The sequence below is a fragment of the Phycicoccus sp. Root101 genome (assembly GCF_001426245.1).
GTDB lineage: Bacteria > Actinomycetota > Actinomycetes > Actinomycetales > Dermatophilaceae > Pedococcus.
Window position 1 is genome coordinate 381876 of record NZ_LMCM01000007.1, and the last position, 14284, is coordinate 396159.

Consider the following 14284-nt stretch of genomic DNA (forward strand, 5'->3'; position numbering starts at 1 on the left):
GTCAGCCCTTCGTGCGGGTCGGGTTGGCGCTGCGGACGGCGGTGGCGGTGGTGGTGGGGAGGACGGCCATGACCATCCAGGCGAGGCCGGCGATGACGACGGCGAGGGCGACGGTGGTCACGATGGACGCACCGGCCGGCGCGTTCGCAGCTGCTCCGGACCACACGGCGGACGGCGGGTCCGCGGCGAGCGCGACGGCGACCAGCGCGGCAGCAGCCGTGAGGACGAGGTGGGTCCGGGTCGCGGGGGTGTCGGGCTTGCCGAAGCACCCGCACGACCCGAGGACCCCGCCGCGCGTCAGGACGCGCCCCACGAACAGGGTGAAGACGAGGTAGGCCGCGGCCACCAGGGCCGCGCTCGCGCGGCCCGGGGCCACGACGGCCCAGACGCCGACGACGACCTCGCCCACGGCGAAGAGCCGGACCAGTGCCGCGCCGGGGCCCGGTGGGACGACGAATCCGGCGGAGCGCAGGGCGCGCACCAGGGGCAACGGGTCGATGACCTTGGGCACACCGGCCACGACGAGCAGCCCCGCCACGGCGAGGAACGGTCCCGCGAGTGCGTCCCACATGGCGTCCACGCTACCCGCCGGGTGCGACGACCCGGCGGTCGCGACAGGCGGGAGTCGTCGTGGAGGTGGGCTGGGAGCGGCAGGGGGCCGGTGTGGGGCGGCAGGGCGGCATACCGGGACAAACACCGCGGGGTGCCGCTCCGTCGGTCGACGGTGCGGCACCCCGGAGGTGCGCCCTGCGCTGAGGGCGGTGGAGCTGGGTCAGTCGACCTTGTCCTTGGTCTCGTCGGCCTTGTCGGCGACGGCCTCGGCGGCGTCCTTGGTCGCGTCCGCGGCAGAACCTGCAGCGTGCTTGCCCGTGGAGGTCACCTTGTCCTTGGCGTCGGACGCAGCACCGGCGGCCTTGTCCTTGGCCTCGGTCGCCTTGTCCTTGACGGTGTCGGCTGCTGCTCCGGCCTTCTCCTTGGCGGCGTCGGCCAGGTTCGAGACCTTCTCCGAGGTGGAGGCGCGGCCGCTGGTCGGCGCGGTGTACGGGTCGTCGAGGGGGGTGGCCCACGGGTCCTCGCGCGGCGCGGACTTGCGGAACACGGCGAACGCGGCACCGGCAGCGGCGAGGACGCCGAGGAAGATCAGCACCTTGCCCTTGCGACCGCTGCGCTTGGCGACGGCGTCGCCCTTGAGGACGTGGAACGCCCCGCTGGAACGGTCGGCCGTCTCGCCGGCCACGTCCGTGGCGGTGCTCTTGGCGGCAGCGGAGGCTGCGGCCACGGCCGCGATGGCCTCGGCGACCTTCGGCAGCAGGCTGTCGACGATGGTGTCGCGGGCGGTGTCGACCTTGGGCGCGAGGCCCTCGACAGCACCCTGCAGCTTCGGGGCGGCGACCTCGATGCCGTGGTCGACGTGGGGCTTGGCCCAGTCGCGGGCAGCCTCGACGTGGGGCTTGCCCCAGTCCTTGGCCTGGCCGGCGCGGTCCTTGGCGACCTCTGCGGCCGGGGCCACACGGTCCTTGAGGGTCGATGCGTAGTCCGCCGCGGTGTGGGCCGTCGAGCTCACAGCGTCGGCGGCCTGCTCGGTCTTGCTCTTGGTGCGGAACACCTGTGCCTCCCTGGTGGTGCGGACATGTCTGGCTTCCCCGAGGGGATGTCACTCCTGCCCCATCCTGCCTTGTTTCGGCTGGTGGGCAACCCAGCGGGGCTCCCGCGGACGACGCCCGGACGGCCTCCGTGGAAGGATGAGCAGCATGGACGTCACCCTCAAGACCAACCACGGCGACATCAATGTCACCCTCTTCCCCGACCACGCTCCCAAGACGGTCGCGAACTTCGTCGGCCTCGCCAAGGGCGAGCAGGAGTACCGCGACGACGCGGGCCGCACGAACCCCACGCCGTTCTACGACGGCCTGGTGTTCCACCGCATCATCCCCGGCTTCATGATCCAGGGCGGGTGCCCCGTCGGCCAGGGCTTCGGTGGCCCCGGCTACACCTTCGACGACGAGATCAGCCCGGACAAGAACTTCAACCAGCCCTACATGCTCGCCATGGCGAACGCCGGCAAGCGCATGGGCAAGGGCACCAACGGCTCGCAGTTCTTCATCACCGTGGGTGACACCTCGTGGCTGCAGGGCAAGCACACCATCTTCGGCGAGGTCGCCGACGGCCCGAGCCGCGAGGTCGTCGACAAGATCGCGAACGTGCGCACCGGTGCGAACGACAAGCCGGTCGAGGACGTTGTCATCGAGTCGGTCGTCGTCAACGACTGACCTCGACCCGATCCCCCGAAGACAGGACCCGCGCATGAGCGAGCCCACCGCCGGAGCGCAGCAGCAGACCACACCGGTCTGCCCCCGGCACCCCCAGCGCGTGTCGTACGTGCGGTGCCAGCGCTGTGGCCGGCCGGTGTGCCCGGACTGCCAGCGGCCCGCGGCCGTCGGTGTCCAGTGCGTCGACTGCGTCCGCGCCCAGGCCAAGACGATGCGCTCGGCCACGACCGTCTTCGGGGGACGGGTCACCGACACCCCCGTGGTGTCCTACGCGATCATCGCGCTCTGCGTGCTCGTGTACGTCCTCCAGCTCGCGGTGCCGGGCTTCAGCGACCAGGTGGACTTCAGCCCCTACACGGGTGAGTCCGAGCCCTGGCGGTTCGTCACCTCGGCCTTCGCGCACAGCCCCCAGCAGATCACCCACATCCTGTTCAACATGGCGGCCCTGTGGATGGTGGGTGCGCAGTACCTCGAGCGCCTGCTCGGTGCCGCCCGGTATGCCGCGGTGTACCTGATCAGCGCGGTGGGCGGCTCGGTCGTCTACCTCCTCATGTCCACGCCCCCCACCAGCACCCTGGACCGGACCTCGTGGTTCACCCCGATGGTCGGTGCCTCGGGTGCGGTGTTCGGGTTGTTCGGGGCCCTGCTCGTGCTCAACCGGCACCTGGGCCGTTCCTCCGCGGGGATGTACCTCACCATCGGCATCAACGCCGTGATCGGGTTCGTCCTGCCCAACGTCGCCTGGCAGGCGCACCTCGGCGGACTGCTGACCGGCGCGGCCCTGGCGGCCGTCATCTCCTGGACCACGCCGCGCGAACGCCGACGCTGGCAGTGGCCCGGCCTTGGGGCCGTGCTCGCGGTCCTCGTCGTGCTCGCTGTCGTGAAGTACGCGCTCTCCCCCGGGTTCGTCCTCGTCGGCTGACGGGCTCCGGGTTCCCGGCAGCGGGTGGGGACCCGCGTATTACACGCCTGTCATTTGTCCCCAGCTGTGGAGAAAGGTGTGGACAACTCCCTGTGGACAACGGTGGGGACGAGCGGCGGACAGATGTGGACAAAGGTGGGGATGCCCGCTGGTGCCCGAGGATGAGGCGTCTAGTCCTGATGCAGGAGGCTATGGCTGCGTTGTCCGCATGATCACCTTTGCGGTGCGCGCTGGAAGGCTCTCGGGACTCGACACCGATGTCCACAGAAGGACCACCTGACCACGCTCCAGCAGATGATCCGACGCCGCTCCGCCTCCGAGCGAGGGGCCACACCGGTGGAGTTCGGCCTCACCGTCGGTCTCGTCGCGACGTTCCTCGTCGTCGTGGTGGGCCACTTCGGCGAGAGCCTCGCGGGGATCTTCGACGCGGCCAGCCGGGGTTCCTGAGCAGCCGGGACTTCTGAGCAGCCGGGCCCGCGCCCTCCCGGGGTGAGTGGGGGAAGGCGAGTCCGGGGCCGGCAGGCGCCGCCGGTGGGACCGGGCCGCTCTCGTGCGGATGGTGGAGAACGACGACCCGCACGAGGACGATGTCCGACCGGATCGGCGCTGCCACTCTCTCCGTAGGGCCACACGCCCATTCCGCCGGCCGCAAGGGAGCCCACGATGACCTTGATCCACAGCAAGATCCAGCAGCACGCCAGCGGCGAGCGCGGCGCCACCGCCGTCGAGTACGGCCTGATGGTCGGCCTCATCGCCATCGTCATCATCGTCGCGGTCGCGCTCCTGGGCACGAACCTCTCGGACATCTTCAACACGGGTGCCACGACGGTCTGACCCCGCTGGCCCCACCGACCCCTGGCCGCCGGAATCCCCCGCCGGCAGGCCACGGTGTTCGCCACGGCGAACGACAGGAGCGCACCTCGGCCGAGCCGGGGTGCGCTCCTGTCGTTCCAGCAGGTCGTCAGGCGACCCGCGTCCGGTGGCTCAGCGCCAGCGGGTGGTCATCGCGAACCCCGACAGCATCAGGCCGAAGCCGATGCCGAGGTTCCAGCGGCCGAACGACTCGACCGGGAAGCGCTGGCTGGTGATGTAGAAGACGACGATCCACAGCAGTCCGAGCACCATGAGGGTCAGCATCACGGGCACGAACCAGGGCGGGTTCCCGACCTTGGCCTTCGCGGGCTTGCTGGGCGGGGTGTAGGCGCGCTTGGCGCGGCCCTTGGACTCCGGCACGGGAAAACTCTCCTCGCAGGTCGGACGGCATCGAGCCGCCGGGACGTTTGGCATAGCGTAGTGCCATGGCGGACCAGAGGCTGACGTGGTTGACGCGTCGGCCCACGGTGTGGTCGGCGGTCGTCCCCCTCGTGGCGCTCGGCGCCGGGGTCATGTTCGCGCTGAGCGCGGCCACGGCCAAGGGAACGGACCTGCGGTCCTCCGGCGGCGACGTCCCCGGCCTGATCAGGGAGCAGACCCGGCAGAACGCCATCGCCGCCCAGCGGGTCGCCTCCCTGCGCGCCGAGGTCGACCGGCTGTCGGCCCAGCAGGCGCCCGGCGACCTCCAGGTCACCGAGCTGACCAAGGACGCGGACGCCCTGCGGCTCGCTGCCGGGACCGAGCCGGTGGCCGGTCCGGCGGTCCAGGTCACCATGACCGACGCGAAGACCGTTCCCGACGTGCTGCCGGACGGCTTCTCGGTCGACGACTACGTCGTGCACCAGCAGGACGTCCAGGCCGTCGTGAACGCGCTGTGGCAGGGCGGTGCCGAGGCGATGATGCTCATGGACCAGCGCGTGGTCTCGACGAGCGCGGTCCGCTGCGTCGGCAACACGTTGATCCTGCAGGGACGGGTCTACTCGCCGCCCTACGTCATCACGGCCATCGGCGACCAGGGCCGGCTCCGGGCTGCGCTCGACTCCAGCCCCAGCATCGGGATCTACCGCCAGTGGGTCGACGCCGCCGGTCTGGGGTACGACGTGACGTCGCGTCGCGAGCTGACGTTCCCGGCCTACGCAGGCTCGATCAACCTCCAGGACGCCCGGGCGGCGCGATGAGCTCAGGTGCGGCCCGGGCGGGTCGGTGGGTGCTCGGGCTGGCCGGGGACGTGTTCGTCACGGCCGGCCTGCTCCTGCTCCTGTTCGTCGGGTGGCAGTTGTGGTGGACCGACGTCACCGCCAACCGCGTCCAGGACGACACCGTCCACGCGCTCACCCGCGACTTCGCGTCCGGGGCGTCGGGCTCTGCCGCGGCCAACCGGGTGCCGGCTGCCGTGCCGTTCGGCAAGGCCTTCGCGATCGTGCGGATCCCGCGGCTCGGCGCCGACTACGCGCGGCCCGTGCTCGAGGGCACCAGCCGCGACATCCTCATGGACGGTGTCGGCCACTACACGGGCACGGCGCGGCCCGGTGCCGTGGGGAACTTCGCGATCGCCGGCCACCGCACCACCTACGGGCGCCCGTTCCACGACATCGACCTCCTCCGCGCGGGAGACAAGGTCGTGATCGAGACCCGGACCGAGTTCCACGTGTATGCCGTGAAGCGGCACGTCATCGTCGCGCCCACCGAGGTGGACGTCATCGCGCCGGTGCCGCAGAAGGTCGGCACCAGGCCCACGCAGCGGTGGCTCACGATGACCGCCTGCCACCCCAAGTACAGCGCGGCGCAGCGGTACGTCGTCTTCGCCGAGCTGGTGCGGTCCTACCCCCGGGCGGCGGGGCTGCCCGCCGACGTCCTCGCCGCACCGAAGGCAGGTGCGTGATGATCTACGCAGCCATCTGGCGGGCGTTGCCCGGGCCCCTGGTGCTCCGGGTGCTGCTGGCCCTGGTGCTGGTCGTCGCCGTCGTGGCGTTCTGCTTCCTGTGGCTGTTCCCGCGGATCGCCCCGCTCATGCCGTTCAACGACAACACGGTCGACCCCTCGGCCGCCCGTCCCCACGCCGTCCACGCACCCCAGCTCGAGGCCTCCCCATGACCCGCATCCTCGTCGTCGACAACTACGACAGCTTCGTCTTCACCATCGTCGGCTACCTCCAGCAGCTCGGCGCCGAGTGCGAGGTCGTCCGCAACGACGCGCTCACCGCCGCCGACGGTGCGGACTTCGACGGCGTGCTCGTGTCGCCGGGTCCCGGCACCCCCGAGCAGGCCGGTGTCTCGATGGCGATGATCGAGGCATGCGCCGAGCGGGCCCAGCCCATGCTGGGGGTCTGCCTCGGTCACCAGGCACTCGGGGTCGTGGCCGGGGCGACCGTCGGGCGGGCGCCGGAGCTGCTCCACGGCAAGACGTCCCGGGTCCTGCACGACGACACCGGTGTCCTCGAGGGCCTGGGCAGCCCGTTCACGGCGACCCGGTACCACTCGCTGACCATCGACCCCCCAACGCTGCCCGAGGCGCTGGTCGCCAACGGGCACACCGAGTCCGGCATCATCATGGCCGTCCGCCACCGCGACCTGCCCCTGCACGGGGTGCAGTTCCACCCCGAGAGCGTGCTCACCGAGGGTGGGCACCGCATCCTGGCCAACTGGCTGCAGGTGTGCGGCCTCGACGACGCCGTCCAGCGGTCGGCCGGCCTGAGCCCCCTGGTCCGCGACGCCGAGGGAGTGGCCCGGGCGGTCGCCGCCCACTGACCTCCGGTCACTCCCGGGTCAGGGCGTCTGGACCGGCGCCGGGGGTGTGACGGGGATGGTGCTCGTCGGAGCCGTGGTGGTCGTCGTCGTGCTCGTGGTCGGCGGCGGCGCCGTCGTGGTGGTCGGTGGGGGCGTCGTGGTGGTGGTCTGGGTCGGACGCGGCGGCTGGGCCACGGTCAGCACGATCTGGGTGCCGTCGTCGACCTTCTCGCCCTTCTTGATGCTCTGCTTGGTCACCGAGTCCTCGGTCTCGGAGCTCTCGACGTACTCGGTCTTGATCCGGAACCCGAGGTCGCCGAGGATCTGGGCGGCCTCGCTGCGCGACTTGCCCACGACGTCGGGAGCGGTGATCTTGCCCGAGGACACGGTCAGGTCGACGGCGCTGCTGACCGGGACGGACTCGCCGGCTCCCGGGTCGGTGGAGACGACCTGGCCCTTGTCCAGTCCGGAGTCGTCGACCTCCTTGATGGCGCCGACCTTGAGGTTGAGGTTGGACAGGGCGGTGCGCGCCTCGTCCTGGCTGTAGTCCCTGAGGTCGGGCAGGTCCCTGGTGTCGGGGCCGGCCGAGATGCTCAGCTGGACGCGGGAGTTGCGCGCCGCCAGCTCGCCGCCGCCGGGGCTCTGCTCGATGACGTGGCCGATCTCCTTGGTGCTGGCCACCTGGGTCGACTCGGGCACCAGCCCGGCCGCCCTGATCTCCGCCTCGGCCGTCTCGACCGGCTTGTCGACCACGGACGGGATGGACACCTGGGCAGGCGTGTCGGGTGGCCGGTCGAGGAAGGACTTGCCGGCCAGGGCGAGCAGCACCAGCGCGCCGACCACGGCGAGGACGAGCAGCACGTAGGCGAGGCCGCGTCGGCGACGCGGTTCGTCGTCGGGGTCGTGCCCGATGGCCGGCAGGGTCGCGGTGTTGCCGTGACCGCCACCGGCGGTGCCGGGAGCGGTGGCGGTCGTCGGGGTGGCACCCGCGGGCAGGACCGTGGTCGCTGCCGCGGCGGCCCCGAGGGCACCGATCGCCACGGTGGCCTCCGGCGCCGAGCCGGCCGTCCCGCGGGCTGCATCGCTGATGGGGCGCCCGAGCCGGGCGGCCTGCAGGTCGGCGCGGAACGCGGTCGCGTCCTGGTAGCGGGCCTCGCGGTCCTTTGCGAGAGAGTGCAGGACCACCGCGTCGAGGGCCGGGCTCACGGCGGGGTTGAGCGAGGACGGTCGCGGGGGCGGCTGGCCCACGTGCTGGTAGGCGATCGCGACCGGTGAGTCGGCCTGGAACGGCGGGCGACCGGTGAGCAGCTCGAACAGCAGGCAGCCCGTGGAGTACAGGTCCGAGCGCGCGTCGACGTGGTGGCCCTGGGCCTGTTCGGGCGAGAGGTACTGCGCGGTGCCGATGACGGCCTGCGTCTGGGTCATGGTGGCGTTCGCGTCGGCGACCGCTCGTGCGATCCCGAAGTCCATGACCTTGATGTCACCGCGGGAGCCGATCATGACGTTCGCCGGCTTGATGTCGCGGTGGATGATGCCCATCCGGTGGCTGTACGCCAGCGCGTCGAGCACGCCCTCGGTGATGCGGGCCGCCTCAGCGGGCTCGAGGTGCTGCCGGTCGTTGAGCAGCTCGCGCAGGGTCTGGCCCTCGACGTACTCCATGACGATGTAGGGCACCGGGACCGAGGCGCCGCCGGACTCGGTCAGCCGGTCCTCGCCGGAGTCGTAGACCGCGACGATGCTCGCGTGGTTGAGCCCGGCCGCCGACTGGGCCTCACGGCGGAACCGGTTGAGGAACGAGGGGTCGCGCGCGAGGTCGGATCGCAGCAGCTTGATGGCCACCGGCCGCGAGAGGCGGGCGTCGTGGCCGAGGTGCACCTCCGCCATACCGCCGCGACCGAGCAGGCCGCCCACTTCGTAGCGGCCCCCGAGGAGCTGTGGTGCGCTCACGGCTTCTTGCCCCCCTTGCCCTTGCCCTGGCCCTTGCCGGCGTGGCCGGAGGCGGGCTGGGCCGGGGCGCTGGACACGGCCGGGGTCGTGCGTGGCGTGCTCTTAGGCGAGGCGGTGTTCGTGGCAGGGGTCATGGTGGAGCGGGTCGTGGCCTTCGAGGTGGTGGGTGTGCTCGTGGCGCTCGGCGCGACGGGTGTGCTCGTCGCGGCGACCGGGGAGGTCCGGGACGGGGTGGGTGTCGAGCTGGCGTTGCCGCGGGAGGTCAGCGACACCACCAGCGCCACGGCGAGCAGGACGGCGACGCCGGCTGCCACGGGCAGGGCCCACGCCGGCCGCCGGGTGTCGTGCACCTCGGTGTCGTCGTGACCCGGGTCGGTCGCGACACCAGCGGTCGCCGCGGGGGCGAGGAAGACCGACGTCGGCAGCGTGTCGTCGCCGGTCAGGCCCTCGGGCGCCCCCGCGATCACGGGGGTGACGGCTGACGCGGCTCCGGCGCGGAGGTGCTCGGGGACCTCGCCGCGCGGGAGCTCGAGGGCGGCCGCGAACTCCGCGGCACTGCCGGGGCGTTGCGACGGGTCCTTGGCCAGGGCTGCCATCACCGTCGTCCGCAGGGGTTCCTCGACCTCGTCGGAGAGCTGGGGCGCGGGTTGGCTGAGGTGGGCCAGGGCAGTGGTCACCATCGACTCGCCGTTGAACGGTCGCCGGCCGGTGAGCATCTCGTAGCCGACCACGGCCAGGGCGTACACGTCGCTCAGCGGGCCGGCCGGTCGGCCAGCGGCCTGCTCCGGTGCGAGGTAGTGGGGCGTGCCGAGGACCTCGCCGGTCTGGGTCATCGGGGCCTCGCTCAGGGCGCGGGCGATCCCGAAGTCGGTGAGCTTGGCGTACCCGTCCGGGTCGACGACGATGTTCGCGGGCTTGACGTCCCGGTGCACGACCCCCGCGTCGTGGGCCGCCTGGAGGGCCAGCGCGGCTTGCCGCAGGATGTCGGTGACCTCCTGCTGCGGCAGCGGCGCACGCTCCTTGATCAGGGTCGAGAGGGGTTCGCCGACGAGCAGCTCCATGACCAGGAAGGCCGTGCCGTCGTCCTCGCCGAAGTCGTGGACCGTCCCGATGTTCGGGTGGCTCAGGCCGCCGGAGTGGCGGGCCTCGGCACGGAAACGCTCCGCGAAACCCTCGTCCTGTGCGCTGTCGGGCCGGAGCACCTTGACGGCGACGTCGCGGTCCAGGGTGACGTCGTGGGCACGCCAGACCTCACCCATCCCGCCCATCGCGATGGACTCCTCGAGGCGGTAGCGGCCGGCGAGCACGTCGCCCTGCGTGGGGGTCACTTGCCGAGCACCGCTTCCATGACTGCCTTGGCGATGGGGGCCGCGACCCGGCCACCGGCGGCCTCGTTCCCCGCGTTGCCACCGTCCTCGACGACGACGGCGACAGCCACCTTCGCGCCCACGGCGGGCGCGAACCCGGTGAACCACGCGTGCGGGGCCTTGCCCACCTCGTGCTGGGCCGTGCCGGTCTTGCCGGCGACGTCGACGCCGCTGATCTGCGCGGCGGTGCCGGTGCCGTTCTCGACGACGCCCTGCATCATCCGGGTCAGGGCGTCAGCGGTCTCCTTCGAGACGGCCTGGGACAGCTGCTCGGGCGGGGGTTCGTCGAGGACCTCCAGGTCGGAGGAGGTGACCTTCTTGACCAGGTGCGGCTTCATGACGATGCCGCGGTTGGCGACGGCGGCGGAGATCATGGCCACCTGCAGCGGGGTCACCCGCACGTCGTACTGGCCGATCGCCGACTGCGCCAGCTGGGGCTCGTTGAGCTCGGCCGGGACGCTGCTCGGGGTCACCGTCATGGGGATCGTCAGGCGGTCACCGATGCCGAACTTGGCTGCCTGCGAACGGAAGTCGTCGGCGCCGATCTGCATGCCGAGCCACCCGAACGCCGTGTTGCACGAGATCTCCAGCGCCCGCTTGAGGGTGACCTTGCCGTTCGGCCCGCACGGCTGGCGGTCGTCGTTCGGCAGGTTGGTCGTGGTCAGCGGCAGGTCCAGCGTGGCCGGTCCGGGGATCTGCGACTCCTCGGTGAACTTCCCCGACTCCAGGGCCGCGGCCGACGTGACGATCTTGAACGTCGACCCCGGCGGGTAGAGGTTGCCGGCGATGGCACGGTCCACCATCGGCCGGCTGCTGTCGGCGTTGAGGTCCTTCCACGCCTTGACGACGGCGGAGGTGTCGTGGCTGCTCAGGACCGAGGGGTCGTATGACGGGTGGCTGACGAGCGCGAGGACCTCACCGGTGCTCGGGTCGAGGGCCACGACGGCCCCGCGCTGGTTGCCCAGCGCCTTCTCCGCAGCGGCCTGCGCCTTGGCGTTGACCGTGAGCTCGAGGCTGGCCCCGGTCTGGTCCTTGCCGGTGAGGATGTCGCTGACGCGGCGGTAGAACAGCTTGTCCGAGGAGCCCGAGAGCAGCGCGTTCTCCGCGCCCTCGATCCCGCCGCCCGCGCCATACGTGAAGGAGTAGTAGCCGGTGAGGTGGGCGTAGAGCTTGCCCTGCGGGTAGGTGCGCAGCCACTTGAGCTCGTCCTTGGAGGCGACCGACTTGGCGATCGGGGCACCCCCCACGAGGATCTGGCCGCGCTCGCGGGCGTAGTTGGCCAGGAGGGTGCGGCGGTTCTCGGGCCGGTCGTCCAGCGACTTGGCCTGGACGAACTGGATGTAGGTCGAGGAGATGAGCAGCGCGCCGAACAGCAGCGCCACGACCATGGAGAGCCGGCGGAGGGGGGCGTTCACCGCAGCGCCACCATCTCGGTCTTGGCCTCGCCGGTGCTGGACGCGCCGACCGGCGTCTCGACGACGGGTCGGCGGGCCTGGTCGCTGATGCGCAGGAGCAGGGCCACGAGCGACCAGTTCGCCAGCAGCGACGAGCCTCCGTAGGACAGGAACGGCATGGTCAGGCCGGTGAGGGGGATGACCCGGGTCACCCCACCGACGACGACGAAGCACTGCAGCGCCACGGAGAAGGCCAGCCCGCCGGCGAGCAGCTTGCCGAACCCGTCGCGGACCCCGAGCGCCGTGCGCAGGCCGCGCTCGACGAGCAGGACGTAGAGCATGAGCAGCGCGAACAGGCCGATCAGGCCGAGCTCCTCGCCGAAGCTGGGGAAGATGAAGTCCGACTCCGCGAAGTAGGTCAGGTCGGGGCGACCGCGACCCAGGCCGGTGCCGAAGAGCCCACCGGCCGCCATACCCATCAGGCCCTTGGCGACCTGGTCGGACTGGCCGGGGGCGAACGGGTCGAGCCACAGGTTCACGCGCGCCTGGACGTGGGAGAAGAGCAGGAAGGCGAGGTAGGCGCCACCGCAGAACAGGGCCATGCCGATGGCGATCCAGGACACGCGCTCGGTCGCGACGTAGAGCATGGACACGAACAGGCCGAACAGCAGCAGCGACGAACCCAGGTCCTTCTCGAAGACCAGGACGAGCAGGCTGAGGATCCAGGCGACGAGGATCGGGCCGAGGTCGCGCCCGCGCGGGAAGGTGAAGCCGAGCACCTTGCGGCCCGCGAGCGAGAGGGCGTCACGGGTCTGGACGAGGTAGCCCGCGAAGAAGACGGCGAGCACGATCTTCGCGACCTCGCCGGGCTGGAAGGTGAACGGCCCCAACCCGATCCAGATGCGCGATCCGTTGACGGTGCGACCGACCACGGGCAGCAGCGGCAGGATCAGCAGCCCGAACCCGACGATCGCCGCGGTGAACGTGAACCGGCGCAGGGCGCGGTGGTCGCGCAGGAACCACAGGACGGCGGCGGCGATGGCGACGGCCAGGGCGCTCCAGATGAGCTGGCGCAGGGCCAGACCCTCCCCGATGCTGCGGCCCTCGGCGATGTCGAGCCGGTGGATCATCACCAGCCCGAGGCCGTTGAGCAGGGTGACGATGGGCAGGAGCAGCGGGTCGGCGTACGACGCTTTCCAGCGCAGCAGGAGGTGGAACGCCAGCGAGATCGCGAGCAGGCCGGCGCCGTGGGTGATGAGCCCGGGCGGGAACGCGCCCGAGACCGAGAGCCCGACGTTGACGTAGGCCAGGACGACGATGCCGACGGCCAGCAGCAGCAACGTCAGCTCGACGTTGCGGCGGGTGCGGGGAGCGAAGCTCGAGACGGTCGTCATGGCGCGCTCAACGGGTCGTCGTCGACGGGGTGCCGGTCGTCGTCGACGAGCTCGTCGTGGTGGTCGGGGTCGTGGTGGTCGTGCTCGGGGACGTCGTGGTGGTGGTCGGCGTGGGGGTCGTCGAGTCGTCGGTGGCGCAGGTGCCACCGGTCGCCCGGCTCACCGCGCAGCGGGACGCCTCGAGGCGCAGCTCCTCGACGAGGGCCTCGGCGTCCTTGAGCGTGTCCTTGGAGATGGAGGCCTCGACCTTGGTGCGGTAGAAGTCCGGCAGGTCGCTCACGACGACGTCGGACGCCTCCTCGACGTGCGACAGTGCGATCGGCCCGAGGTCCTGCGAGACGCCTTGGTAGATGGCGACCTTCCCGTCGTGGGCACCCACGAAGTACTGGCCCTGCGACCAGTCGTACGCGGCATACGCGCCACCACCGAGGACCACGAGCACGACGGCGAGGACCGCGGCCCTGCGCCACCAGCGGCCGGGCCCGGCCGGGCCCTCCTCCGCGAGGGTCACCTCGTCGTCGTCCTCGCCGGTGGCCTCGCGGGTGAGCGCAGCGGCCTTGGCAGCGGGAGTGACCGGTATGGCGCGGGTGCTCTTCTTCGTGCGCGTGGAGGCGGCGCCCACGATCTGCGGCTGCGTCGGGGGGCCGTCGACCTTGGTGAGGTCGACGACGTCACCGATGACGATGGTCACGTTGTCCGGTGCGCCTGCCTTGAGCGCGAGGTCGACGAGCCGGTCGGCCGTCGCGCCCGGCGCGTCGCCGGCCGTGACGATCTCGGCGATGGTGTCACCGGCGACGTAGTCGGTGAGGCCGTCGGAGGCGATGAGGTAGCGGTCGCCCATGCGCGCCTCGCGCACGGTGACGTCCGGCTCGTCGTCGGGCTGCCCGGTCAGGACGCGGGTGACCAAGGAGCGCTGCGGGTGACCGATCGCCTCGTCGGCGGTGATGCGGCCCTCGTCGACCAGGGACTGCACGAAGGAGTGGTCCTTGGTGATCTGTGTGAGCTGACCGTCACGGGCGAGGAAGGCGCGGGAGTCGCCGATGTGGGCCAGGACGAGCTTGTTGTGCGACCGCAGGATCGCGATGAGCGTCGTCCCCATGCCGTGCAGGCTGGGGTCGGACTTGACCATGTCGGCGAGCTCGTCGTTCGCCGACGTGATCCGTCGGAGCAGGGCCTTGCTCGCCTCGGCGCTGCCCAGCGCCTCGCCGTCGAGGTCGGCCAGCGCACCGATGACCACCGAGGACGCGATGTCGCCGCCGGCGTGGCCACCCATGCCGTCGGCCATCGCCAGCAGCCGGGGCCCGGCGTACCCGGAGTCCTGGTTCTCCGACCGCACCATCCCGACGTCGGAACGCGCGGCGTAGTTGAACGCGAAGGGCATGTCGTCGAGG

16 protein-coding genes are annotated in these 14284 nt (G+C 71.5%); 8 read left to right on the forward strand and 8 right to left on the reverse strand.

Annotation, left to right across the window (positions count from 1 at the left end):
* Window position 1 precedes the first annotated feature (1 nt).
* Together ASC58_RS12420 and ASC58_RS12425 are read right to left on the reverse strand one after the other, a co-directional pair.
* Window positions 2–571: a MauE/DoxX family redox-associated membrane protein gene (locus ASC58_RS12420; RefSeq protein WP_056919491.1), complete on the reverse strand. Its 570-nt coding sequence runs from the start codon at window positions 569–571 to the stop codon at window positions 2–4.
* Window positions 572–772: 201 nt separating this feature from the next.
* Window positions 773–1606 carry a hypothetical protein gene (locus ASC58_RS12425; RefSeq protein WP_056916064.1) on the reverse strand — a complete coding sequence of 278 codons (834 nt, stop codon included), beginning with the start codon at window positions 1604–1606 and terminating at the stop codon, window positions 773–775.
* A 145-nt stretch (window positions 1607–1751) separates the two neighbouring features.
* On the opposite strand from ASC58_RS12425, the gene ASC58_RS12430 reads away from it, so the two are divergent.
* The 4 genes from ASC58_RS12430 (at window position 1752) to ASC58_RS12440 (ending at window position 4026) form a co-directional block, all read left to right on the forward strand.
* The gene (locus ASC58_RS12430) at window positions 1752–2270 is read left to right on the forward strand and encodes a peptidylprolyl isomerase (RefSeq protein WP_056916063.1); all 519 of its coding nucleotides are present in this window, start codon (window positions 1752–1754) and stop codon (window positions 2268–2270) included.
* Between the two features lie 34 nt (window positions 2271–2304).
* Window positions 2305–3192 (forward strand): rhomboid family intramembrane serine protease, encoded by an 888-nt coding sequence (locus ASC58_RS12435; RefSeq protein ID WP_056916062.1) that lies wholly within the window; start codon window positions 2305–2307, stop codon window positions 3190–3192.
* Window positions 3193–3486: 294 nt separating this feature from the next.
* Entirely contained in the window at window positions 3487–3639 is a 153-nt protein-coding gene (locus ASC58_RS21040) for a Flp family type IVb pilin (protein ID WP_157598478.1), read from the forward strand.
* 216 nt (window positions 3640–3855) lie between these two features.
* Window positions 3856–4026 (forward strand): Flp family type IVb pilin, encoded by a 171-nt coding sequence (locus ASC58_RS12440; RefSeq protein WP_056919492.1) that lies wholly within the window; start codon window positions 3856–3858, stop codon window positions 4024–4026.
* A 150-nt stretch (window positions 4027–4176) separates the two neighbouring features.
* On the opposite strand, the gene ASC58_RS12445 is transcribed toward ASC58_RS12440, so the two are convergent.
* Window positions 4177–4425, reverse strand: coding sequence for a cell division protein CrgA (locus tag ASC58_RS12445; protein ID WP_056919493.1), 249 nt, complete (start codon window positions 4423–4425; stop codon window positions 4177–4179).
* 65 nt (window positions 4426–4490) lie between these two features.
* Here ASC58_RS12445 and ASC58_RS12450 point away from each other — a divergent pair, with 65 nt between their 5' ends.
* From ASC58_RS12450 to ASC58_RS12465, 4 genes are read left to right on the forward strand one after another with little or no spacing between them, the layout of a single operon-like run.
* Complete coding sequence (locus tag ASC58_RS12450) at window positions 4491–5243, forward strand: DUF881 domain-containing protein (protein ID WP_056919494.1); 753 nt, start codon at window positions 4491–4493, stop codon at window positions 5241–5243.
* Entirely contained in the window at window positions 5240–5947 is a 708-nt protein-coding gene (locus tag ASC58_RS12455; protein WP_056916058.1) for a class E sortase, read from the forward strand. Before ASC58_RS12450 ends, ASC58_RS12455 begins: the two co-directional genes overlap by 4 nt.
* Complete coding sequence (locus ASC58_RS12460) at window positions 5944–6159, forward strand: hypothetical protein (protein WP_369796226.1); 216 nt, start codon at window positions 5944–5946, stop codon at window positions 6157–6159. The genes ASC58_RS12455 and ASC58_RS12460 overlap by 4 nt, the downstream gene beginning before the upstream one ends.
* Window positions 6156–6812: an aminodeoxychorismate/anthranilate synthase component II gene (locus tag ASC58_RS12465; protein WP_056919495.1), complete on the forward strand. Its 657-nt coding sequence runs from the start codon at window positions 6156–6158 to the stop codon at window positions 6810–6812. Before ASC58_RS12460 ends, ASC58_RS12465 begins: the two co-directional genes overlap by 4 nt.
* A gap of 18 nt (window positions 6813–6830) precedes the next feature.
* Here ASC58_RS12465 and pknB read toward each other — a convergent pair whose 3' ends face one another.
* Genes pknB through ASC58_RS12490 form a run of 5 tightly spaced genes read right to left on the reverse strand, consistent with a single transcriptional unit; the run spans window position 6831 to window position 14274 of the window.
* Entirely contained in the window at window positions 6831–8738 is a 1908-nt protein-coding gene (gene pknB, locus ASC58_RS12470) for a Stk1 family PASTA domain-containing Ser/Thr kinase (protein ID WP_056919496.1), read from the reverse strand.
* Window positions 8735–10066 (reverse strand): serine/threonine-protein kinase, encoded by a 1332-nt coding sequence (locus ASC58_RS12475; protein WP_056919497.1) that lies wholly within the window; start codon window positions 10064–10066, stop codon window positions 8735–8737. The genes pknB and ASC58_RS12475 overlap by 4 nt, the downstream gene beginning before the upstream one ends.
* The gene (locus ASC58_RS12480; protein ID WP_056919498.1) at window positions 10063–11520 is read right to left on the reverse strand and encodes a penicillin-binding protein 2; all 1458 of its coding nucleotides are present in this window, start codon (window positions 11518–11520) and stop codon (window positions 10063–10065) included. The genes ASC58_RS12475 and ASC58_RS12480 overlap by 4 nt, the downstream gene beginning before the upstream one ends.
* Complete coding sequence (locus ASC58_RS12485; protein WP_056919499.1) at window positions 11517–12893, reverse strand: FtsW/RodA/SpoVE family cell cycle protein; 1377 nt, start codon at window positions 12891–12893, stop codon at window positions 11517–11519. Before ASC58_RS12485 ends, ASC58_RS12480 begins: the two co-directional genes overlap by 4 nt.
* Before the next feature lie 7 nt (window positions 12894–12900).
* Complete coding sequence (locus tag ASC58_RS12490; RefSeq protein ID WP_056919500.1) at window positions 12901–14274, reverse strand: PP2C family serine/threonine-protein phosphatase; 1374 nt, start codon at window positions 14272–14274, stop codon at window positions 12901–12903.
* Window positions 14275–14284: the final 10 nt, after the last annotated feature.

What these genes read in the sequence shown, in the direction of transcription:
- ASC58_RS12420 (WP_056919491.1), bottom strand. Translation starts at nt 571, where the DNA reads ATGTGGGACGCACTCGCGGGACCGTTCCTCGCCGTGGCGGGGCTGCTC.
- ASC58_RS12430 (WP_056916063.1), top strand. Translation starts at nt 1,752, where the DNA reads ATGGACGTCACCCTCAAGACCAACCACGGCGACATCAATGTCACCCTC.
- ASC58_RS12435 (WP_056916062.1), top strand. Translation starts at nt 2,305, where the DNA reads ATGAGCGAGCCCACCGCCGGAGCGCAGCAGCAGACCACACCGGTCTGC.
- ASC58_RS21040 (WP_157598478.1), top strand. Translation starts at nt 3,487, where the DNA reads ATGATCCGACGCCGCTCCGCCTCCGAGCGAGGGGCCACACCGGTGGAG.
- ASC58_RS12440 (WP_056919492.1), top strand. Translation starts at nt 3,856, where the DNA reads ATGACCTTGATCCACAGCAAGATCCAGCAGCACGCCAGCGGCGAGCGC.
- ASC58_RS12450 (WP_056919494.1), top strand. Translation starts at nt 4,491, where the DNA reads ATGGCGGACCAGAGGCTGACGTGGTTGACGCGTCGGCCCACGGTGTGG.
- ASC58_RS12455 (WP_056916058.1), top strand. Translation starts at nt 5,240, where the DNA reads ATGAGCTCAGGTGCGGCCCGGGCGGGTCGGTGGGTGCTCGGGCTGGCC.
- ASC58_RS12465 (WP_056919495.1), top strand. Translation starts at nt 6,156, where the DNA reads ATGACCCGCATCCTCGTCGTCGACAACTACGACAGCTTCGTCTTCACC.
- ASC58_RS12485 (WP_056919499.1), bottom strand. Translation starts at nt 12,893, where the DNA reads ATGACGACCGTCTCGAGCTTCGCTCCCCGCACCCGCCGCAACGTCGAG.
- ASC58_RS12490 (WP_056919500.1), bottom strand. Translation starts at nt 14,274, where the DNA reads ATGCCCTTCGCGTTCAACTACGCCGCGCGTTCCGACGTCGGGATGGTG.